The sequence below is a fragment of the Paraburkholderia sp. SECH2 genome (genome assembly GCF_030464795.1).
In the GTDB taxonomy this organism is placed as follows: Bacteria; Pseudomonadota; Gammaproteobacteria; order Burkholderiales; family Burkholderiaceae; genus Paraburkholderia; species Paraburkholderia aspalathi.
Genome location: NZ_JALPRH010000007.1, coordinates 173,037 through 195,217 on the forward strand (window position 1 = coordinate 173,037; position 22,181 = coordinate 195,217).

General features: G+C 59.8%; 20 protein-coding genes. 11 read left to right on the forward strand and 9 right to left on the reverse strand.

Annotation, left to right across the window (positions count from 1 at the left end):
* The first annotated feature begins 191 nt into the window (after positions 1-191).
* From M0D66_RS15110 to M0D66_RS15120, 3 genes are all read left to right on the forward strand, one after another.
* A complete protein-coding gene (locus M0D66_RS15110) occupies positions 192-911 on the forward strand; it encodes a Crp/Fnr family transcriptional regulator (protein WP_200652893.1) in 720 nt (239 codons plus the stop codon).
* 166 nt (positions 912-1,077) lie between these two features.
* Positions 1,078-1,368, forward strand: coding sequence for a hypothetical protein (locus M0D66_RS15115; RefSeq protein WP_200652894.1), 291 nt, complete (start codon positions 1,078-1,080; stop codon positions 1,366-1,368).
* Between the two features lie 464 nt (positions 1,369-1,832).
* Positions 1,833-2,285 (forward strand): hypothetical protein, encoded by a 453-nt coding sequence (locus tag M0D66_RS15120; RefSeq protein ID WP_211700533.1) that lies wholly within the window; start codon positions 1,833-1,835, stop codon positions 2,283-2,285.
* A 255-nt stretch (positions 2,286-2,540) separates the two neighbouring features.
* Here the strand turns inward: M0D66_RS15120 and M0D66_RS15125 are convergent, their stop codons facing one another.
* Entirely contained in the window at positions 2,541-3,488 is a 948-nt protein-coding gene (locus tag M0D66_RS15125; protein ID WP_054041342.1) for a GlxA family transcriptional regulator, read from the reverse strand.
* Positions 3,489-3,714: 226 nt separating this feature from the next.
* On the opposite strand from M0D66_RS15125, the gene M0D66_RS15130 reads away from it, so the two are divergent.
* The 5 genes from M0D66_RS15130 (at position 3,715) to M0D66_RS15150 (ending at position 7,916) form a co-directional block, all read left to right on the forward strand.
* Positions 3,715-4,809, forward strand: coding sequence for an alpha/beta fold hydrolase (locus M0D66_RS15130; protein WP_211700534.1), 1,095 nt, complete (start codon positions 3,715-3,717; stop codon positions 4,807-4,809).
* A 117-nt stretch (positions 4,810-4,926) separates the two neighbouring features.
* Complete coding sequence (locus tag M0D66_RS15135) at positions 4,927-5,187, forward strand: aldo/keto reductase (protein WP_093647331.1); 261 nt, start codon at positions 4,927-4,929, stop codon at positions 5,185-5,187.
* A 94-nt stretch (positions 5,188-5,281) separates the two neighbouring features.
* Positions 5,282-6,277 (forward strand): alpha/beta fold hydrolase, encoded by a 996-nt coding sequence (locus M0D66_RS15140; RefSeq protein WP_301772818.1) that lies wholly within the window; start codon positions 5,282-5,284, stop codon positions 6,275-6,277.
* Between the two features lie 148 nt (positions 6,278-6,425).
* Positions 6,426-7,310 carry an NmrA family NAD(P)-binding protein gene (locus tag M0D66_RS15145; RefSeq protein WP_054041338.1) on the forward strand — a complete coding sequence of 295 codons (885 nt, stop codon included), beginning with the start codon at positions 6,426-6,428 and terminating at the stop codon, positions 7,308-7,310.
* Positions 7,311-7,556: 246 nt separating this feature from the next.
* Positions 7,557-7,916 (forward strand): hypothetical protein, encoded by a 360-nt coding sequence (locus tag M0D66_RS15150; RefSeq protein ID WP_143131867.1) that lies wholly within the window; start codon positions 7,557-7,559, stop codon positions 7,914-7,916.
* 68 nt (positions 7,917-7,984) lie between these two features.
* Here M0D66_RS15150 and M0D66_RS15155 read toward each other — a convergent pair whose 3' ends face one another.
* The 6 genes from M0D66_RS15155 to M0D66_RS15180 all read right to left on the reverse strand — a co-directional run bounded on the left by M0D66_RS15155 (position 7,985) and on the right by M0D66_RS15180 (position 14,713).
* Complete coding sequence (locus tag M0D66_RS15155) at positions 7,985-8,179, reverse strand: hypothetical protein (RefSeq protein WP_200621493.1); 195 nt, start codon at positions 8,177-8,179, stop codon at positions 7,985-7,987.
* 42 nt (positions 8,180-8,221) lie between these two features.
* On the reverse strand, positions 8,222-8,755 hold the full coding sequence (locus tag M0D66_RS15160; protein ID WP_266210954.1) for a MarR family winged helix-turn-helix transcriptional regulator: 534 nt from the start codon (positions 8,753-8,755) through the stop codon (positions 8,222-8,224).
* 169 nt (positions 8,756-8,924) lie between these two features.
* Positions 8,925-9,731 (reverse strand): oxidoreductase, encoded by an 807-nt coding sequence (locus M0D66_RS15165; RefSeq protein WP_266210955.1) that lies wholly within the window; start codon positions 9,729-9,731, stop codon positions 8,925-8,927.
* A 31-nt stretch (positions 9,732-9,762) separates the two neighbouring features.
* Complete coding sequence (locus M0D66_RS15170; protein ID WP_200621492.1) at positions 9,763-12,900, reverse strand: efflux RND transporter permease subunit; 3,138 nt, start codon at positions 12,898-12,900, stop codon at positions 9,763-9,765.
* Positions 12,897-14,012: an efflux RND transporter periplasmic adaptor subunit gene (locus tag M0D66_RS15175; RefSeq protein ID WP_200621491.1), complete on the reverse strand. Its 1,116-nt coding sequence runs from the start codon at positions 14,010-14,012 to the stop codon at positions 12,897-12,899. The genes M0D66_RS15170 and M0D66_RS15175 overlap by 4 nt, the downstream gene beginning before the upstream one ends.
* An 83-nt stretch (positions 14,013-14,095) precedes the next feature.
* A complete protein-coding gene (locus M0D66_RS15180; protein ID WP_093647345.1) occupies positions 14,096-14,713 on the reverse strand; it encodes a TetR/AcrR family transcriptional regulator in 618 nt (205 codons plus the stop codon).
* A gap of 76 nt (positions 14,714-14,789) precedes the next feature.
* Between M0D66_RS15180 and M0D66_RS15185 the strand changes: the two genes are divergently transcribed.
* Positions 14,790-16,250: an efflux transporter outer membrane subunit gene (locus M0D66_RS15185; protein ID WP_256456625.1), complete on the forward strand. Its 1,461-nt coding sequence runs from the start codon at positions 14,790-14,792 to the stop codon at positions 16,248-16,250.
* 300 nt (positions 16,251-16,550) lie between these two features.
* Here the strand turns inward: M0D66_RS15185 and M0D66_RS15190 are convergent, their stop codons facing one another.
* Positions 16,551-17,324 (reverse strand): SDR family oxidoreductase, encoded by a 774-nt coding sequence (locus tag M0D66_RS15190; protein WP_266210956.1) that lies wholly within the window; start codon positions 17,322-17,324, stop codon positions 16,551-16,553.
* Positions 17,325-17,680: 356 nt separating this feature from the next.
* On the opposite strand from M0D66_RS15190, the gene M0D66_RS15195 reads away from it, so the two are divergent.
* Positions 17,681-18,562: a LysR family transcriptional regulator gene (locus tag M0D66_RS15195; RefSeq protein ID WP_200652898.1), complete on the forward strand. Its 882-nt coding sequence runs from the start codon at positions 17,681-17,683 to the stop codon at positions 18,560-18,562.
* Between the two features lie 335 nt (positions 18,563-18,897).
* Here M0D66_RS15195 and M0D66_RS15200 read toward each other — a convergent pair whose 3' ends face one another.
* Complete coding sequence (locus M0D66_RS15200) at positions 18,898-20,868, reverse strand: lytic transglycosylase domain-containing protein (protein ID WP_266210957.1); 1,971 nt, start codon at positions 20,866-20,868, stop codon at positions 18,898-18,900.
* Between the two features lie 914 nt (positions 20,869-21,782).
* Here M0D66_RS15200 and M0D66_RS37955 point away from each other — a divergent pair.
* Positions 21,783-22,172 carry a hypothetical protein gene (locus tag M0D66_RS37955; RefSeq protein WP_367619540.1) on the forward strand — a complete coding sequence of 130 codons (390 nt, stop codon included), beginning with the start codon at positions 21,783-21,785 and terminating at the stop codon, positions 22,170-22,172.
* Positions 22,173-22,181: the final 9 nt, after the last annotated feature.

Sequence of the window (22,181 nt, forward strand, 5' to 3'; positions counted from 1 at the left end):
CGTGGCCGGTGGCGCGCCGCGACGTACCACCAGACGCACGCGAACTATAATTTAAACAGGGTTTACTCTGGTTCGACGTCCTCGCCCCATTCGTCTGGCGCATTCATGCAACTACTGCTGATGCCTGATACTGTTAAGGACAATTCTGCGAAAACGGCGCAGTTTCTGGACGGGATGTCGGGGAGCGATAAATGGAAAACGAGCAACATTCCAAAGAAAACCACCTGCTTTCGGTTTTGCCGGAAGCAGAGCGGGCGCGCGTAGCGCCGCATCTCGTACCGGTCGAAATGCCCTTGGGGCAGGTCGTGTACGAGTCTGGCGATCGCCTTGATCATGTCTATTTTCCGACAACGTCCATCGTATCGCTGCTCTATGTGATGGAGGACGGCGCGTCCGCCGAGATCGCAATTGTGGGCAACGAAGGGATCATCGGTATTGCGCTCTTCATGGGCGGTGAAACAACGCCAAACCGGGCAGTCGTGCAAAGCGCAGGACGGGCGTATCGACTGGATGCGCGCATCCTGAAAGAGGAATTCCATCGCGCTGGCCCGGTGCAGCGGTTATTGCTGCGTTATACCCAGGCATTGATTACACAGATGGCCCAGACCGCTGTCTGCAACCGGCATCATTCGATCGACCAGCAATTGTGCCGCTGGCTGCTGCTCAGCATGGACCGCCTGCCGTCAAACGAGCTGAAGATGACACAGGAACTGATCGCCAACATGCTTGGCGTGCGCAGATCCGGCGTGACGGAAGCGGCGCTGAAACTCCAGGACGCGGGGCTGATCCGCTACGGTCATGGCCACATCGAGGTACTGGATCGACCGGGACTCGAAAAGCGTGTGTGCGAGTGCTATGGCGTGGTGAAACGGGAGTTCGACCGGTTGTTGCCTGATCTGAGGGCGATATAAACGCGCATTATTCCGTCGGACGAGGCGCGGCCCGGCCCCATTTTTAGCAAATTTTTCGTTCTTTCGATGGCGACGGATTAACTCCAAAATTGGCTTCTTTTTAACGGATTGGACTCCCCATCGTCGGCGCACACTGACATCGTGCCAATCGCGCAGGGAGCCTGAGATGTCTTTCCGCCACGACAAAAGTTACCAGTTCGAAGTCGGCCTGCCGGACGTATCTATGTCCGATGGGAACGGTCCTTCGCCATACTCCGACGCGGGCATGATGCGCGGCCTGCACCTCGCGTCGGAGTCCGTGTTGCGCCTCGCGACGCAGACTCACAACGCCGTCGCACGTGGCGACACGGTGGGTGCGGAAGTAGCGCGCGTATCGCTCGAAAAGCAACTGGCACTGACCACGTGCCTGATCGATGAGCTATTGCTCAAAGGTACCGACCAACCTACGACACATTGATTGGCCGTCAGGCCAGACAGAACTAATCGCAGTGTCGAACTTCTGAAGACTGAAATGAGTGCCTTGACCGTAATTCTTAGCATTTGGACGATGGTAGCTATCTGCGCGATCCTCTTCATCCGCGGCGCCAGCCCGCGCGTTGAGCGGACCACCAAATCGCCGCAACGCCGCCCGGCGCGCTTTTCAATCGCTGAGTAACGGCGATCAGCCTGCCAATACGGCGGCGGGCGCGGCCGCTTCTTCGACCTCACCCGAATTGCTTCCTTCGTTAAGTGATTGTCGTGAAGGGCAACACTTTAGCAAACGCCGTGCTGCGGATAGTCCGCGACGGCGAGGCAGACGAACACGAGGGGCGGTAGCCTCCATAGCCTAGCTGTCAGCTTGCGGCCACAAGTGGACGTTCGACACACCGGCTTAGATCCCCGACAATCGCGTGCAGAACCTTCATTAGCGACGTCGCTACCATGACTACCACCGTCTACGAAACAATCCTTTGGTTACAGTCGAAAACCAGCGAAAAGCAATTCCCCATCGTCGAATTTTCCGCTGATACCGACATGGCTACTCTCGGATGGGTGTCTTTAACGAGCACAGACCGACCCGAAATCGTTGTCACTCAGGCAACAGCAGAGGAGTTCCGAGCAATAGCAGATGACCTAGATGGTTACCTAGGAGTTGAACACCGAGTAAACACCGCTCTTAAGCGCTGCGACCTCAAATGCTCATGGCTGGTTCGTGTTGAAAACGTAACTTCAAGCGCCGAAGGCCTCTCGTTCCAAGAATTCAGAAAAGCGTATCAACCACCAAAGCTATTTTTTCGCGACATTCTGCATTGCGATTCACTAGCGGTGGAAGTCAGTCGTACCACACGCTCCGAGTTTGAGCGCAACGGCGGAAAATTCATCATTCTCCAATGAGGCACCACCAGCCAGCCGACTTGCTAGGGCACATTGTCAGCCGCCCCTCAGGTGAAGGACCATGTTAATGTCTGCTTCCGGGAGTTTTGACCGGCCGCTCGGGGTCGATCAGAGCCGGTCGTCGTCGGGCTCAGTTCGGCCACTAAGGGCCAGTCGCGAATGTGCGAGCGACGGCCGCAGCTTCGACGTTATCGGTCATTCGATTGATGCGAAATTCTGGACCGTGCGCCGTGCTCATGACAGCTAGTTGATACCTCAATTGTCGGCGTGCTCACGCGCGTTGCGGCGAATAGCCTGAGGTGGCTCACCGAAAGCTCGCAGAAACGCACGGCGCATTCTGTCTGGATCAGCAAAACCCGTTTCCCGCGCAACGACGTCAATCGGCAGCCTGCCCTGCTCGACCATGAGTCGCGCTGCTTCCAACCGCAAGTTCTCGACAGCTTTCGCAGGTGATTGCCCGGTCTCCTCACGGAACGCCCGGCTAAATTGCCGCACACTCAGATTGGCGGCTTCAGCGAGTCTGTCTACCGTCAGTGGGGTGTGCAAATTGCTTTTCGCGTAGACCAGCGCGGTTTGTATCCGGTCAGTTTTTGCATCGAGGTCCAGCAGTGTGGAGTGCTGTAGCTGTCCGCCGGCACGTCGATGGAACATGACCATTCGCTTGGCGACAATTCGCGCTACCTTTGCACCAAGATCTCTTTCCACCATCGAAACCGCAAGATCGGTCCCCGCAGTCATGCCCGCGGATGTCCATACTGGACCATCCACGATAAATATCCGATCTTCTTCGACTTTGACTTTCGGATACGTCGTCTGCAATTCGCGCGCGTGTGCCCAGTGAGTCGTGGCACGCCGATCGTCCAGAACGCCGGCTTGAGCCAAAAAGAACGCACCCGTGCACATTGAGGCAACGCGCCGGGTGTTTTTCACCGCGCCTCTTAAATATTCAATCAGCGCGGCGCTCGCCGGGTACGCGCCAGTGATGACGCCGCCGATGATCACCGTATCGAACCCACCTTCAGCGAAACTATCCGTCATGACGGAGTATCCGAGAGAACTTTGAACCGGCCCACCGCTTTCAGATATCAGACGTATCTCGTAGTACGGCTCCTTGGTCAGTCGGTTTGCGAGCTCAAACACTGTTAGTCCGCCGAAAACCATGACCTGGAAGCCTGGAACGACGATGTAGCCAATGCGCAGCATGATAGGTCCCGGAAAATAGCAGGACATAACGTTACGTCCTGCGCGCTGGCGCCTGGCGCGAGCCGTCGCCTGCTGAGCTGTGATTCTAACCAGCGATCCCGATGCCGATAAGAGTGGCCGCGCCAGCATGGCCAGAATTGTCGGAAATACGTCCCTCCCGCCTCGTTGAGGGCTTCTACCATTAGCGGATTCCCGAGTCTCACATCGGACCAATCGAGAAACCCCTATGGAAAGCAACCTCTCTGGAACAGTGTCTATTCCTGCACCCTCTATCTCGCGCCGCGCGTTCCTCGCGAGCGGGACGGCCTTTGGTGCAAGCCTGCTGCTGGATCGCGGGGCGCAGGCGCAAAGTCCTGGAACCGGCGGCGTACCGGGTATCAAGGAGTACGACGTCAATACCAATGGCATCACCATGCACGTAACCGAACAGGGAGATGGGCCAGCCGTACTCTTCTGCCACGGGTTTCCGGACACTTCCTACACGTGGCGCCGGCAGATGAAAGCGGTGGCGTCTGCCGGATATCGGGCAATTGCTCCCGATATGCGCGGCTACGGACGCAGTTCGGCGCCGACGGACCCAACCTTGTACACGCCACTGCAAACGGTCGGCGACCTGGTTGGCCTGCTCGATGCGTTGAAGATTCCAAGCGCTGTCCTTGTGGGTCATGACTGGGGTGCAACGCATGTGTGGCAAGCAGCGTTGATGCGTCCCGATCGATTCAAGGCCGTGTTCTGTCTGAGCGTGCCATTCGTTCCTCGTGGGGATGTCAGCGTCTTCGAGAAGATGCGCAGGTCCGGCCACCAGGATGATTTCTACATGTTCGAACAGATCCGGCCAGACGCCGATCAGATCTGGGCCGACGCCACGGTGACCATTCCAGGAATGCTGTACTGGGCATCGGGCTCCGCTCCCGCAGACAAGCGGTGGAGTCCGATGGATCCGGCACGCAGCCTTCACCGTGCGGCCCCCGGACCGTTACCGTCATGGGCGGAGCCTGATTACGTCGCTTATAACGTGGCGGAATTTCAGCGCACCGGCTTTCACGGTGCCCTGAACTACTATCGGGCCGCTGAACCGTACTTCTACCTGTCCGCTCCTTGGAAGGGCGCCAGGATTACCCAGCCTTCATTTTTCATCTGGGGGAAGGCGGATGGCTTGAAAGAGCTTTATCCGCTGACCATGGACCAGATGCGCTCCGGCGTTCCCAGTCTCATTGGCGGTCTCGAACTCGACAATGTGGGCCACTGGGTACAACACGAAGCCCCTGATGTGGTCAATGAGCAACTCGTGAAGTTTCTGCAAACCGTAACGACCACCTGACTCGCGCTGGGATTGATACGAGGAAGGGACATCTATCCTGCGTGATAGCACCCGATTCCACGCACTTTGCAGCAGCCGCGCCGGCAAGAACTACATCCAACTGAAACGGATTTAACGATGGTGACAGGCAAAAGCCCCGTGTACAGGTTGAACAATGGAATCGAGATGCCCGCATTCGGACTTGGGGTGTTTCGTAGCGAGCCTGAGAAGACCGTAGCTGCGGTCAGATCGGCAGTCGCAAACGGATACCGGCTGATCGACACCGCTGCGGCCTATATGAACGAGCAGCAGGTTGGGGAAGGTATCTATGTCAGCTATGTCACGCCGCACTCTGCTCGCCAATGGAACCGCCTTTGGTGCAAGTCTGTTGATGAGTAAGACAGCTTTTGGGTCTGGGTCTGGGTCTGGGTCTGGCGCTGCCGGCGGCACGGTAGTCGTCGGTGCCAGTGCAGATAACGTCCCTAACCTGACCGTGCATACCTTCAGCTCGCCGCGCCACACAACGCGCTACCTGGCGGCTGGCCCGGCCGATGGGCCGTTGATGATTCTCCTCCATGGCTGGCCCGAGATCGGCCTGATGTGGCGCGCGCAGATCGAGGCGTTCGCATCCGAAGGCTGGCGCTGCGTTGCACCGGATATGCGTGGCTATGGCGGCTCATCGGCGCCGGCCGCTTCCGAGGCCTATGCCTTGAACGAGATCGTCCACGACATGGTCGAACTGCACGACCATTTGGGGGCACGCCCGGCAATCTGGGTTGGCCACGACTGGGGAAGCCCGGTGGCCGGAGCGCTCGCTGCGCACCACGGGGTGCGCAGTCGCGGCGTGGTGCTGATCTCAGTCCCTTACTTTCCGGAGGGCTTCGCGCTGCCCAATCTCGTGCCGCTGATCGACCGTCAGTTGTACCCTGCGGATCAATATCCGGATGGGCAGTGGGATTACTTCCGCTTTTACCTGACGCACTTCAGTCAGACGGTTAGCGATTTCGAGGCGGACACCCCGGCAACGCTCGCGTCGCTTTATCGGCGCGGCAATCCTGCGTCTGTCGGCCAGGTCTCTCCGTCCGCCTTGATCACAAAAAACGGCGGGCGTTATGGCTCGGCGCATCGCGCCCCGGCGACGCCGCCTGATCCAGCGCTCTGGACGCCCATCGACTTTGACGCGCTGGTCGATGCGTTCGATGTCAGTGGTTTCCGTTCGGTCAATGCCTGGTACCTGAACGACACCGCCAACATTGCATACGCGCGCACAGCGCCGAAAGGCGGCCAGCTATGCCAGCCCGTTTTGTTCGTCAACGGTGATTGGGACGCAATCTGCGACATCAACCGCAGTCGCCTCGGAGAACCCATGCGCAGCGCCTGTGCCGACCTTTCCATAACGAACCTGCCCGCTGGCCACTGGCTTCCGCTTGAGCGCAAGGCTGAGCTTGTCCAAGCGATTCGTGCGTGGCTTAAGACAAGCGGGTTGTAGCGGGTGGACCGGCCGGGTGAACGTTTCCCGGTCGAAGTGAACCAGTTCGTCGATTGGCTGAGGCAAAGCTTCCTCGCATGAGGTTAATCAAGCACCCCGACGTGCCACAGATCCAACAGCCCTTTCCCTACAGCGTGGAGTGTTCGAAATGTCTGATAAGAAAATTTTTGTTGCCGGAGCGACAGGCGATACCGGTGGAGCAGCTACCGAAGCACTTGTAGCGGCCGGTGAAAAGGTACGCACGCTGGTGCGGAAGGAGGACCAACGTTCGGAACGACTGAAGTCGCGTGGAGTCGAGGTTTTGGTCGGTAACCTTTCCAGTCTGGACGACGTGGCACAAGCTCTCGAGGGCATTTTTTCCGCGTACTTTGTCTATCCAATCGAAGCAGGGGGAATACAGGCGAGCGTCTATTTTGCTCAGGCGGCCCGGGAGGCTGGAATCAGCGGGATCGTGAACATGTCGCAAATTTCCGCTCGCAGGAACGCAACGAGTCACGCCGCACGTGACCACTGGATCTCGGAGAGGGTATTTGACTGGTCGGGAATCCCGGTCACCCACATTCGCCCGACGTTCTTCGCACAATGGTTAACTTATCCCGGCCAGGTTGCAAACGTCAAAAAGGACGGAACGTTGAGGCTGCCCTTTGGTAACGGGCGTCATGCACCGATTGCAGCCGAAGACCAGGGGCGCGTCATCGCTGCGATTCTTCGTGATCCAGCTCCTCACGCTGGCAAGGTCTACCCGCTATACGGCCCCGTCGAGATGAACCACCATCAGATTGCTGATGAAATGAGCAAGGTTCTGGGCCGGGAAGTGAAGTACCAGCCGATTGACCTCGATATGTTCGAAAAGCGTTTGAATACCGATTCGAAATTTAGCGATGCATTTTCACAGCATCTCCTGTCTGTCGCTGTCGACTATCAAAATGGCGTTTTCGCCGGTACCAATACGCTGGTCGAGGAACTAACGGGCACCCCGCCCATGACCGTCGAGGCGTTCATCCGGAAGCACGTGGCGGTCTTCGCAGACTGACGGTCTAGTCCTGCCCTCGAAAGAAGCTGCTCGCGATTGTCTGGACTTGCGTAGGACGCTTCGTGAGCAGGTATCCCGATCACCAGAGAACGCATGAAGTAGTTGGCACTGAGCGCAAAGTGCGAACCCTTCCGGTTCCAATACCCGCGATATATGACGTAGTTGATTCTGAATCGGATTCGAAACTTTGACCCGAGAGAGCGGACTGTGCATACGGCCGCTACCGAATGCAAAGGAGTCGTTCCTGTGGCGGCGCCGACTGGCAGTTCCGGGTCAATGCTGGTGAAAAATGCTGGAGGACACTCCGATTTCATGGGTTGCTTTGTGAGTGGGTATGCAGAGGCATGCGAGCGTATTCGCGCGACGCTGCTCGACGCTCCGCCTGAGAACGGAAAGCGTGTGCTGCTTTACATCTGCCCAGAGTGCGGCGATGTTGGCTGCGGCGCATATTCGGCCCTCGTGCGGCGCGATCGCGAATCCTACGTCTGGGAAAATTTTGCCTACCAGGTGGGCGAATATGATTCGACGTCACTTGAGGCAGTTGGACCGTTTGTTTTCGAATTAAGTCTATATAAAGCCGGTTTGCTCAATGCGTCACGATTTTGACGGACCCGAATAGGTGTGAGGCCCCAGTCGGCCACCAAGAGTCATTCGCCGGCAGCGTCGATTGGACATCAAGGCGATCGCTGCACACCGGCAACCGGCCGTTTGACAGGTGTTGCTGAAAGACTCGGGCCGACAATGCGCGCTTCCATCGGCTCGCACCAAGCCCGGTAGGTCTCTTCGAGCTGATGGTCACGCGACTGCCCCTTCGCGCCGATTCCCCCGTGCTCCGAACTGGATTGACGCGGCCGACGTATGTCAGTCACGATGATCCTCCGGGCTGTCGGGCCGTCTTGTAGTTCACCAGGCTAGTCATTGCGCAGCAGCAGTCGAGATTCCGGGCGAGCAGGAGCGCCGCTGGCGTCGTTCAGGTCGTCGAGCCTTTTCAAATCCCGAATCACGTGGAAACGATCACGCATTGAATCAAGATCAATCAGTCTCAAAAACGCAAAGGTATCCTGATAAGCTCGCATCCAGGGGCTCATTGCGGAAGCCACAGCTTTTCGTCCCTCGGTCGTCACGGCGAGCTGATGTGTCCGCCGATCTCCCTTGTGGGTGATCGATGAGATGAGCTTGCGACGGAACAATGGTGCCAGATTGGCCGACAGGTTCGATCGGTCCATTGCCAGTTCTGCTGCCATGTCGCCGAAAACCATTGGTTCGCGTAGATGTAGCAAGGCGAGCATACAAAACTGGGATGCGTTGACGTCGGTATCCCGCAGCGCTTCGTCGAAATGAGCCCATAAGGCGCGCATTGCGCGCTGGGCGAAAAAATGGTTGAGCGCGAGAGCGGAGATTTCTCCGATTGCGAGCATCGACGACTCGAAATTCTGACTTTCCATATGTGCGGTTCCGGGTGCGTACGGGCTCGGTTGCAAAGAGTTCCGTGCTGCTGCGGGCCGTGGTTGAAAGGCGCCGAAGTTGTCATGACCATGGACGGCTGAAGCTAATCACTCGTCGGCGCAGGGCAGGCCCGCGAACGTGATGCACGTTGCGGCGGGAGAGAGGATTTCACGCGAGCCCGAATGTTTTCCTCAAGCTTGCATCCACGGGGCCGGAGGGCATGAAGCGCCGCAATTTGCGCAACAGGGATGCTTCGCCGGCCGGCGTGCGACGCATACGCCAGGTACCGAGCGCCGCTTCAACGATTGTCTTCGCTACGCCGTCGGGCGCGGGGGCGCCATTGACACTGTTGACGACTGCACTTGATGCAAGGACCCGCTCGCGATCATAGTCGGCGATCTTCGAACTCACCTCCGGTGCATTGACATCGAGATTTGTGCGGGTAAAGGACGGCTCGACCAACGATACTCGGATACCGAACTGGCGCACCTCATGATCCAGGGTCTCGGTCAGCCCTTCGACGGCATGCTTGGACGCGGAGTAGAGTCCCATGTAGGGGGCGGGCAAGAACCCGAGCACCGAACTGACATTGATGATCCTTCCGCCATGTTGTGCACGCATACGGGGAAGTACTGCCTGCGTCGTGCGCAGAATGCTGAAGACGTTGGTATCGAACAGCGACAAGGCCTCGGCAGCCGAAGTTTCCTCCACGGCACCGATCAGGCTCGTTCCCGCATTATTGACGAGGACGTCGATTCGCCCGGTGCATTCGATGACGGACTGGATTCCGGCCTGGACCGAAGCATCGTCGCGAACATCCATCTCGACAAGCTCGACTCCGGAGATAGGCACCGCTTTTGCAATGCTGCGCACTGTGCCAAACACGCGGCAATCTCGCCTCGTAAACCTCTCGGCGGTGGCGCGTCCGATACCCGATGACACGCCGGTCACAACGACAACCGTGGAATGCGACATGAAAAGCTCCGTTTGGTGATTTGATGGTGTTTCAACGCGCGTCGAGCGCATCCTGGGTCATCGGTTCGGAGCGCGAAGACTGGTGATTCCGGCTCTTGTGCGAACCCACAGGGCTGCCGGGGCGGATCCTGAACCAGATCGCGAACATGGCCGGTAGGAACACCAGCGTGAGAATCGTTCCGGCTAACGTGCCACCGATCAGCGTGTAGGCGAGGGTTCCCCAGAACACCGAATGCGTCAGCGGGATGAATGCCAGGATCGCCGCCATGGCCGTGAGAATCACCGGGCGCGCCCGCTGCACAGTGGCTTCGACGACCGCATGGAACGGATCCAGCCCGGCATGTTCGTTCTGGTGAATCTGCCCGATCAGGATCAGCGTGTTGCGCATCAGGATGCCCGAGAGCGCGATGAGACCGACCAGCGCATTGATGCCGAACGGCTGCCGGAACAGGATCAATGTCGGAACGACGCCAATGAGGCCGAGCGGACTCGTCAGGAACACCATCACCATCGCCGAGATCGAGCGAACCTGGAGAATGATGATGATCAGCGTGATCGCCAGCATGATCGGGAACAGCGGCAGCATCGCAGTCGTCGCTTTGCCCGATTCCTCGATGGAGCCAGCCTGCTCGATCCGGTAGCCGGTCGGCAGCTTCGCGATGATCGGCTGAAGCTGCCTGGTAATTGCCGTTGATACGTCCGGTGGCTGCAGATTTTCGGCAATGTCGCCACGTACCGTGATCGTCGGCACGCGGTCGCGCCAGCGCTTGATCGGCTCCTCCAGCCGCACGTCGACCTTGCCGACCTGCGACAGCGGAATGCGCTGCCCGTTGGCGCCGGCTAGCGTTAAGTCGCCGAGCCGGGCAGGGTCGAGACGCACATCGCCGGCCGAGCGCGCGATCACCTGCACGGTTCGGATATCCTCACGCACGGCGGTGACAGGCACGCCGGTGAGCAGGAACTGCAGCTGTTGCGCGACGGCGCTGGACGTCAATCCCACCGCCTGCAAGCGATCCTGCTGCAACGTGAAGTGCAGCGTCGGTGAGCGCGTGCCCCAGTCCGTGTTGACCGTGCGCATCATCGGACTGGCCTCCATCACCTGCTGGACTTGAGCCGCGATTCCACGCAGTTTGTCCGGGTCCGGACCGGTGACGCGATAGGCGACCGGGAACGGCGAATATGGCCCGAACACGAGTTGCGTGACGCGCACGCGCGCTTCGGGCACAAGACCATCGGCGATGGCTCGCCTCAGTCGCGCCTTCAGTGCATCGCGCTCCTCCTGACTGTCCGTGCGGATCACGATCTTTGCGAACGACGGATCGGGCAGTTCCGGTCCCATCGCCAGGAAAAAGCGCGGTGCACCTTGCCCGACGTACGCGGTGACGATCCTGGCGTCCTTCTGTTCAGACAACCATGCCTCCACCTTTCGCGTGGCGATGCTGGTCTGCGAAATCGATGTGCCGTAGGGCATCTGCACTTCGACCAGCACTTCGGGGCGATCGGAGATCGGGAAGAACTGCTTCTTGACCACGCCCATACCGAGGATGGCCAGGGCAAAGAGGCCAACGACCGAACCGGCGACCAGCCATTTGCGCGCGATCACGCGCGTCAGCAACTGGCGGAAGCGGTTGTAGCGCGGCGTGTCATAGATCGCGTCATGCCCACCTTCGACCTTTTTGAAGTCGGGCAGCATCTTCACGCCGAGGTAGGGCGTGAAGAACACGGCAACGACCCAGGATGCGATCAGTGCAATGCCGACTACCCAGAACATATTGCTGGTGTATTCGCCCGCGGTGGACCGCGCGAAGCCGTTGGGCATGAAGCCCACGGCCGTCACCAGCGTGCCCGACAGCATGGGGGCGGCAGTGTGGCTCCAGGCATAGGCAGAGGCGGCCACACGGCTGTAACCTTCCTCCATTTTCACCACCATCATTTCAATAGCGATGATCGCGTCGTCCACCAGCAGGCCCAGCGCCAGGATCAGGGATCCCAGCGTGATGCGATCGAAGTTCTTGCCTGTCGCGGCCATCACCACGAACACGATGGCCAGCGTCAACGGGACAGCGGCGGCAACCACCAGGCCTGCGCGCCAGCCCATGCTCACGAAGCTCACGAGCATGACCACCAGCAGGGCGACAAAAAACTTGAGCATGAACTCGTCGACCGCCGAATGAATGTTGACGGCCTGATCGGTGACCTTTGTCAGGCTCATGCCCAGCGGCAGCCCGGCGTTGATTGCGCCGACCTCGCTGTCCAGTGCCTTGCCGAGATCGAGCCCGTTCCAGCCGTCGCGCATCACGATGCCCAGCAGCAGCGCGGGCTCGCCGTTGTTGCGGATCATGAATGTCGCCGGATCTTCATAACCGCGCTCGACGGTGGCAATGTCCGACAGTTTCAGCGTGCGGCCCTGCACGACGACCGGCGTGTCGCGGATCTTCTGCAGGTTGTCAAAGGCGCCGTCCAGGCGAATGAACACTTCCGGACCTTTGGTCTCCACGGAGCCGGCCGGCGTCAGGGCGTTCTGGCCATTGAGCGCGGCGAATACGTCCTGCGGACTGACACCGAGCGTTGCCAGCCGGTCATGCGAGAACTGGACGTAGATGCGCTCGGCCTGCTCGCCGATGATATTGACCTTCTTCACGCCCGGCACATGCAGCAGCCGCTGGCGCAGCGTCTCGGCATCGCGCACGAGCAGCCGTTGCGGTTCGCCCCGGGCTTTCAGTGCGAAGAGCGCAAACGTGACATCAGCATATTCGTCATTGACCATCGGCCCGATCACGCCAGCCGGAAGGTTAGCTGCTTCGTCGCCGATTTTTTTCCGGGCCTGGTAGAACTCCTCCTGCACTTCCGACGGCGGTGTGCTGTCGAGCAACGTCAGCGTTGTGTATGCCAGGCCAGGTCGTGTGTAGGTTTCGGTTCGGTCGTACCAGCGCAGCTCCTGCATGCGCTTTTCGATCTTTTCGGCGACCTGGTCGTGCATTTCCTGCGCAGTGGCCCCCGGCCATACGGTGATGATGGTCATCACCTTGATTGTGAACGCCGGGTCTTCGGCGCGACCCAGCTTGAAGAACGACAGGAGCCCGGCCAGCGAGATCAGGCAGATCAGGAACAGGGTGATGGAACGCTCGCGCACGGCGAGCGCCGACAGATTGAATCGGCCTTCGCTCACGGACGTGCTCCTTCGTTTGCCATCGCGACGGCCTGGCCGGACACGCGGACCTGCTCGCCTTCGCGCAGCAACTGGGCACCGAGCGCAATGACGCGATCGCCTTGCTTCAACGCACCGGACACGCGCGCGCTGTCGTCGTCCAGGTGAAGGACCGTCACCGGCTGCCATGCAACCCTGGCCGGCTCGCCGTTGGCGATCCACACGCCGGGCCCTTTGCCCGCGTCAAGCACCGCGCCGATCGGAACCTGCATGCCGCCCTGGAGCGCCACGCGTGCGTCCGGTATCTCGATCGTGACGGTTGCGCCTAGCGGCGCGTCGGCGAGCGCGTCCTGCAACACATAACGCGCTTCGAATGTGCGGGTACGCGGATCCGCCGTATCCGAGAGCTGGCGCAGCGTGGCTGGCACGCTGACGCCGCTGTTGCCGAACAGGGTTGCCTTGGCGACCGAACCGATGGCGGGGCGCAGAGTTTCCGGTAGCTGGATCACGGCCTCGCGGCGCCCGGCATGGGCCAGGCGCACCACGGGCTGTCCGGCGCTGACGACCTGGCCCGGTTCGGCCAGCGTTTCCATCACGACGCCATCGCCGTCCGCGGCCAGATTGGCGTAGTCCGTCGCATTGCGCGCCACGTCGGCGTCGGCCTGGGCCGCGCTGAGCTGCGCCCTGGCGGCATCGGCGGCCGCCTTGGCCTGGTCGTAGGCCGAAGCCGAAATCGCACCCGTGCCGCGCAGGTCGCGATACCGCTCCTCATCCTGCGCGGTCTGGTGCGCTCGCGCCCGCGCGGCGGTGACCGCCTCCTGCCGGGCCTGCGCGGCAAGCTTGAGATCGATGGGATCGAGGCGCATCAGCAGCTGGCCGCGTTTGACGGTTTGGCCGGTATCCACAAGCCGTTCCAGCACCTTGCCGGAAACACGGAAACCCAGGTCGCTTTGCACGCGAGCCGCGACAGTCCCCGTAAACGAACGGGCTGCGGGGACGGCGCTCTGAACGATGGCCGTGCGCACCAGCGGCACCTCGGTGCGCGGATCGGACGGTGCTTTTTCGCCGCAGGCCGCTAGCGCAAGCGGCAGCGCACAGGCGAGTGCGGAGGTGGCGAAGCGACGCGAGAACATGAAAGTCCCATCGATGAAGTGATGACGGCTTTCATTATGGTTCTAGTGACCAAATTAGTCAAGAGTCACTAGTGTTGATCGCGTCAGGGCGACAGACTTCGGAGAACCAGGCTGGACAGCTGCGCAGGCGCGACATCGGTGGTGTCGCGGTTGTACTGCAGGAGTAGCGGGTTGAGGTACGGGCGCAGCACCAGGTAGATTGCCATCGCGGTTTCGTCCAGCGGCGTCTTGCGTTCGAAGTCTCCGCTTTGCCGACCTTCCTGCAGAACTTCCTGGAGCAGCTTCTGAACACGTGCCTCATAGGCTTGCACCGCCTGCCAGTTTTCCGTGGCGGCCGATGCTGCGATTTCGTATAGCTTGCGGTCCCGGAAAAACAGCCTGAGGCTCGCTTCGGTAAAGACCTTGAAGATCCGTCGCAGCTTCTCCGGCGGCAGATCGGTCTCTGCGACGGCTGTCCGGACCTCGCTTTCGATTTCGCGCAGGCAGTTGACGCAGATCATCTCGCCAATGGCCTGCTTGGATTCGAAGAACTTGTAGATGTAGGCCTTGGAAAACCCGATCGCCCTGGCAAGGTCAGAGACCGTCGTTTTCTCGTAGCCATACCGGCTGAAGTGCTCGGTGGCGGCGGCAACGATCTGGTCCCGCACTTCGTGATCAGCCGGGCCACGCGCGGGGGCGGAGGAAGTGGTGGTGTTTTTCATGGGCATAGCATACAGGAATGGACAACGAGTGACTATTTGGTATTATAGTCACATCCGGAACTTCGCTAAGACGCTCATGCTACCCAAACACCTCCTTGCTGCGGTCATTGTCGCCAGCCTCTCGGCGGCCTGCGCTGTCGGCCCCGACTATGTCCGGCCCGATGTAGCCATGCCGGACCATTTCCAGGGCCAGGCTGCGGTAGATCACCGGCAGGCGGCGGCGAGCGCAGACCTGGTCACGTGGTGGACGGGTTTCGGCGATCCGCAACTGACGCGATTCGTCGCGCTTGCGCTGGAGCAGAACCTCGACCTCGCGCAGGCATCCGCTCGCGTCGTGCAGGCGCGTGCAGGACTTGGCGCGGCGAATGCCGCGCTGCTGCCTTCTGGCAATGTTAGTGGCCAGGCGGCCCGGGTCTACCAGTCGGTTGAAACTCCGCTGGGACGTGTCCTGAACTCAACGCCTGGTTTCGATCGCTACGGTAACGACTACGAGGCCAATTTCAACGCGAGTTGGGAACTGGATGTGTTTGGTGGCCTGCGTCGCGGGCGGGAAGCGGCACTTGCCGACTATCAGGCTTCAGAGGCCGGCGAGGTGGCTACGCGCCTGGCTGTGGCAGCACAGACCGCCGACATCTACATCACCATCCGTGGATTGCAGGCTCGTCTGCAGGTGGCCCGCAAGCAGTTGCAGACGCAGCAGGATCTGCTCTCGACCATCGAGCTTCTGTATGGGAAAGGCCTGGCGGCCGACCTTCAGGTGAGCCAGGCTGAAGGCGCGCTTGCGCAGGTTCAGGCGTCCATCCCGGTCCTCGAGGCCGGCCTGGATGCGGCGATGAACGCGCTGGATGTGATGCTGGGCTCACAGCCCGGCACGCATCGGGCGGAACTCATCGAGGGCGGCGATATCCCGGCCGCCCCGCGAATCGCAGGCACCGGATCGCCTGGCGAGTTGCTCAGGCGTCGGCCCGATCTGATCGTGGCCGAGCGCCGCCTTGCTGCATCGAACGCGCGTATCGGCGTGGCAGTCGCTGAGTATTACCCCAAGCTGTCACTCAGTGGACTGATCGGGAGCGCCACTTCAGTGGCCAGCGGCAACCTGTTCAGTAGCGGCGCCGGTCAGGCCGCTGGTCTGCTGGGGCTGCGCTGGCGTCTGTTCGATTTCGGCCGCATCAATGCCCAGATCAATGAGGCCAAAGGCCAGGACGCCGAGATGCTCGCCGCGTACCGGCTTGCCGCATTGCACGCAACGGAGGACGTCGAGAATTCTTTCTCTGCACTCGTGAAGCGCGAGGAGCAGGCCGCCGTTCTCGCGCAGGGTGTGAGCTCGCTCGGCCGGGCGCGAGCCGCCTCGTTTGCGGCCTACCAGAAAGGTGTCGTCAGCCTGATCGAAGTCCTGCAGGCCGATCAGAACTTGCTGAGCGCATCCGACGAGCGGGTGCAGGCGCAAACAGAATCGGCGCGCGCAGCGATCGCCGCATTCAAAGCGCTCGGCGGGGGGTGGCAACCCGCCGATCCTCAGGCCGTTGCAAGCCGATAGCACCACCACCCTGGGCCGGCTGCAGTTGGCCCGCTCGTTTGCAGAGGCTTCCTCCGACAGTCGGGACGCTGTTTCCGCGCCTGCCGATGCGCAGTGCGCACGACAGGCAAGTGACCGTTGGTAATTCGAGAACGGCCACAGCTAGTGCAATGACCTGACTGAAGGAAACGGATCCGCAAAGCGGCCCTGTCCGTTATCGATCGATAGTGCCGTAGAGCTAATGTTTCATGGCCTCGATGCGGGCGGCCGCGGTCGCTGCGCTACCTTCCTTGACCGGAGCTAAAGAAGCCGTGATTCTCGTTAGAAAACGCTGGGAACCAGGTTCTCACCACCGGATACCTCGATGACGGTGCCGGTTACATAACGGTTGGTCATCAGGAACAGCGCAGCGTGTCCAATATCATCTGCTGTGCCTGCGTGTCGCGCCGGAAAGGACTCACGTACTTTTGCTCTCAATGCCTCGCGCTCGTTATCGGACATGACGCGCCACAAGTTTGTGTCGACATAGCCGGGACGTATCGTGTTAACTCGGGTAGGGGCTAGTTCGAGTGCGAGTGAGCCCGATAAGGATTCCACCGCGACAAACGCAGAGGTGACAGCGCTGAAGCCGCTCTTATGTCGCGCTGCCAAGCCACCGGTAAGGAAGGTAATCGAGCCGCCGGCTCTCAGGTGGGGCGCTGCATAACGCGCACAGGCCCAACTGCCAAGGAACTTATTTTCTATATAGCTTCGGACGCCGCGCATATCGTCGTCCATGAAAGTCCCCCAGGTCCCCAAATCGGGCCCTGCTGTGACGGCGAGATGGTCGAATGGTCCTATGTTGTCAAAGGCCTTTCTCACCGCTGCCTCATCGCAGATATCCAAGGTCACCTGTTCGAAATTAGCCAAATCCCGACGTTCCTCCGCCGAGGTGATACGCCGACTTGCGACCGTCACGGACGCACCCGCCGCATACGCCGCGTGCGCAATTCCAAGGCCAATTCCTGTTTTCCCGCCAACCACCACCACTTTTTTTCCCGAGAGGCTCAGTAAGGGCGGTGACGAATGTTCTCGATGATTCATTGCGGTGCTCATGGCTCTAGTCCTATTTGATCAGTAGTTTTGTTGTTGATCCAGGAAGCGCCGCAACTTATCGACCAAAAAATCGATGAGCGGCGTTCCTTCCAACAGGGGTTTCAAGGTGCTCGATGGGCTTGGGCGGCTGTGACGCATTGTTTTGGTAAAAAACGTGTTGCCACGCTAGCTTCTGCTGTCGTTCGACCGATCGATCGGGCACGCATCGATACTAATTTGGTCGGTTAAGATTGATAATGGGCAAATATTTCATAGGTACCATTCTTTGAAAGAATAGGTCGATCTGCCCCGGGAGGTCCGCAGTCGATTCCTGGCAAGGTTCATGCGAGCCCCGCCAAGCTCGCCAAGGAAATGGAATGGATCGATTTCATGAATTGACCGCTTTCATCACGGTTGTAGAAGCGGGTGGTTTTTCCGCTGCCGCGCGCCGGCTTGATGATTCGCAATCTGGAATGAGCAAATCCATCAGTGCATTGGAGAAGCGGCTCGGTGTGCTGCTTTTCAACAGGAGCACGCGCAGTGTGACGTTGACCGATCAAGGGCGAAAATACTATGACCGTATCAAGCCGCTTCTCGAGGAAATGGACGAAGCGGACGGGGAGCTAACCAGCAGCTCGCTGGAAGTCTCCGGTCTTGTCAGGATCGCTGCGCCCTCTACATTTGGCCGGCTTCATGTCCTTCCGCTGATCCCACAATTGTTGGCACTTCATCCGAAGATCAAGTTGGATCTTGGTCTTTCGGACAGCGTCCGAGATCTGCTTGCGGACGGGATCGATTTGGCGATTAGAGTCGGTCCTGTGCACGATCCGGATGCGGTGGTGAAACGGGTGACGGGCACTTCATTGGTATGTGTTGGGTCTCGCCATTATTTTGCTCGACACGAGGCGCCCACGGTCCCGGAGGATCTTGTCAGTCACAATTGTCTTGTCTACAACGAGATGACGAATTGGGCTTTTGGCGGCCCAAAAGGAGAATTTAGCGTGCCCGTGAGCGGTAATCTTTCTTCGAATAGTATGGAGACGATTCTTTCCGGGGTGCTTGCTGGTATAGGCATAGGCATGTTTTCCCGGGCGTCGTTGGTAGGTGAACTCCAGCATCCAGACATCGTTACCGTGCTCGATCCGTTTATGAATGAAGCGAGAGACGTCAGCCTCATCTGGCCAAAGCGTAGGTTTGTACCAGCCCGTGTGCGGCTGGTAACTGATTTCTTCGTGACGACGCTCTCTCAGCGTGTTTGAGCACCATGTGGCAAATAGCCCATGACGATTTCCGTTCATGCGAAGGGATGGTCAAGTTAGCGACTGAACGGGTAGGCCCCCGCATTCGCACCGATCCGACTGGCCCTTGAACAACCCCAAAGCGGACATATGCCTCTCGAGTGCGAACGACCGTTTCCGTCGTTCAACTGTCATCCGGCTTGATCTGAGAATGGCCGTCGTACTCCGAACGCGGATGCCCTCCACATTCTGGCAATACTGCTCGAAAGACATGGCGACTGATCGTTATACAGTGTCGCGTATGCAGCCGCACTTACTGCACCCGAGCGATCCACGGATCAGCGTCGCGGACGATATCATCGGGGCTCGATTTGGCCAAGCCGCTCCGTCAGCGATTGCGGGTGGCCATCAAACAGCGCCGCGTAGTAAACCGTGTTCGACAATACATTCTTGACGTAGTCGCGGGTTTCGTTAAACGGAATTGTCTCCGCGAAAATCGCGCCTTCCACCGGTCGCGGCAGGTTGGCCTGCCACTTACGCGGGCGCCCAGGGCCGGCGTTGTAGCCGGCGGTCGCGAGCACGGCAGAACGGTCAAGCTGGTTGTAAATCATCGATAGATAGGACGTGCCAAGCAGGATGTTCGTGTCGATGTCGTTCATCCTGGCCCGCGAGATCGTACCGAGCCCGATCTTCCTCGCGACCATGTCAGCGGTGTTCGGCATCACCTGCATCAGGCCGCCCGCGCCAACCTCCGAGCGCGCATTGATAATGAAGCGCGACTCCTGGCGAATGAGGCCATACGCCCATCCGACGTCGAACCCGGTGGACCGCGTATCGCGCTCGACAATCGTGCGGAATGGCGCCAGGTAGCGCAGCGAAAAATCATGTTCCGTCTGCGTCCTGTCGGCAGTGCTCACAGCCCGGTCATAAAGCTCGATGCGACGCGCGTACTCGGCGACTGCGAGCAGTTGTCGGTCAGTCATGCCGCGCAGCTGCCAGTTCCACTCACGGTTGCCTTCCGTACGCAGGTGCAGCGCGTAAAAGCGTTCTGCCAGCTCGAAGCCTGGTGTCCGGCCAGCCCGCTCAACTTCTTCGTCGGTCACCTTGGTCTGCGGCGGGATCACGATCTGCCGGCCGAGCGCCTCGGAGGCCAACTGGCCATAGAAGGTGTAGTTACCCGCGATCGTTCGGAATTCCTGGTCGGCTGCCTCCACCTCGCTGCTCTGCTTCAATGCGCGCGCGTACCAGTAGACCCATGCTGGCTGTGCGCGCAGCGCGGCCGGCATCTGCTCGATCGACCAGCGCACCATTGTCCAATCCCCGGCCAGCAGCGCGCTGCGCGTGCGCCACTCGTAGGCCTGACTCGACAGGGGCGCGTTCGCCGACAGCCGGTACCAGTTCACCGCGCCCGGTAGCTGCCTGAGCACCGCCTGATAGGCGATCGTGCCCCAACCGATAGCCCGTTCTGCCAGGGTGAGCGACGGTGCGATTACGGTGAAGGTGGCCTCGGCGGCCTCCGGATCGCCGACCGCCAACTGTGTGATGGCGAGCAGCGCGAGTTGATGGGACGCTGCGTCCAGCTGGATGCCTTTCGCGAGCAACAGGCGTGGCTGGTTCGTCGCCTGCTCGAGGAGCCGCTGATCCGGGCGCGCCGCGCCCAGCGCATCGACCAGTCTGCCGCCTGTCGTCCTCGCGCCCTGTTCATAGGCCTGGCGAATCAGCTGCCACCCATCGTCCGGAGTGAACTGCTGGTTACGGACGAGCGCGGTGATCAGATCGACGCAGCCGTCACCGTACCAGTTCGGCTCGACGAGCAGCGCCCGCGCCGCGTTGGCCACATTTTCGCCTCGCGTGGCACGGGACTCGAGCGCATAGCACTTCACCTGCGTGTCGTCGTCCAGGACGAACTTTGAATATTGCGAATCGAAATCGTGCCAGTCGTGGCGCGCCCCGAGCACGCGAAGGTAGTCGTTGCGCAGACGGTCGGCAATCGCCTGTCCGTCGTAGCGTTGCAGAAATGACAGCACCGGTGCGTCCGGCGCGTCGAGATTCGCATGCCCCGCGCCGGTGAACAGACGCGGCTTGATCTGGAAATAGCTGAGATAAGCCGGCGCCGGATAATTCGGAATCAAGCTTGCCAGGTGCGCTGCGCGCGCGGGATCGTTGTCGCGTGCAGCGTCATGCAACTTGATGAAAATCTGATCGTCGGCGGACAACGAGGTGAACGGGGTGGGATGTCTGGCTAGCACCGTGCCAGACATGACCAATGTCACGGCGGCAAGGGCAAGGCCGACCGTGCGAGACACCCGGTGAAGTCGTGTGGACATCGCTGTTTTCTCGTTGTTTCAGTGCAGAACATTGAACCAAAGCTTAGGCCGCTACCCTTCGAAGCGAAGCTTCGAAAAAGACAGGACTCAACCCGCAATTCAGCTCTTTGCGAGCCGGATGCCTGGGGCACATCGGCACTTGCGTGTCCGCTGTTTCGTAGCGTGGGCCGGGAGCTGGATTCGGCAATGCGATCCAGAAGGTCTTGAACGCGGCGTTGGTCGTTCTGGCCGGGATGCTCGCTTCTGGGTGGTTTTGGAGCGGAGGGTCGTCAAAGTGCAGCGAGGACTAAATGAAAACGGGCACCCACCTGGGTGGAGATTCCTCCGCTTATGTCGAGAAAGACTCTTGACTGACCAGCGCGGCTAGAGCTCACGAGTGCTGCGAGTGAGGTAGTTGTTGGACCCAACCACGGTAGCCAGGCAGCGAGCGCGGGGGGCACAGCCGAGACCTTGGCTAGTCGGATGGAAGTCGCGATCGACGAACGTGGCCGAGTTTGTGATCTACATCGTCAAAGGCCGTGACGTTCGAAGCAAATCTTTATACGACTGCTTTGCGCGCTGCGTCAGTATTTAACGGAGCACGGTAGTCTGCGACGATAGACGGCCAATTGCAGCAGTTCGCTCTCGTCGGCGCGTGGTCATTCGACCGGCGATTCAGCTTTGGTAAGAGACATTGAGACGGCCGAGCGTCGGGCGGCAGAGAAGGGTCGATCAGAGCCGGTCGTCGTCGGGCTCAGTTCGGCCACAAACGGTCATTTGACGATCGCCCTCAGATTGCTGACAATCCGGCGTCTTTCGCCGATCGACGACTTGTCAATCCATCCAGTTTTTCGCTAGACAGCGCCACGAGAGTGCCAATGACCATCTCCAGAATTCTCGAACTTTACGCTCGGAGCGGACGGTCGCTTGAAGATATGGGCCTAAAGGAAGCCGCGCTAGATCTCTCTGAAGCAGGGCAAGCGTTGGACCTGTTTGCAGGCCAAAAATGGCTGGTCCTTGGAGGGGACGTTTACCGCGCAACGTCAGACGGACGAAGTCTTGAGCCCACGTACGACAATTGGTTTTACGAGGGAAACAACGTCGACGAGGGCATCTCTGCAGCCCGGGATTTCTTGCATTCCTTGCGAGACCGTTCGTTATTCGTTGTGTTTGTCGTTACTGGCCGAACTCTACCCCCGCGAATCACCGCCTCATCGAAGCGAGCGGGCGCTCATGGCGAATCTGCAGTCCTAGGTGCCGGCCCGCTACGCGAATGTAATAAGGCGACGGTCGGCCAACAGCGGCCTGTCGACCGCGCTGCGTAGATCGTTGAC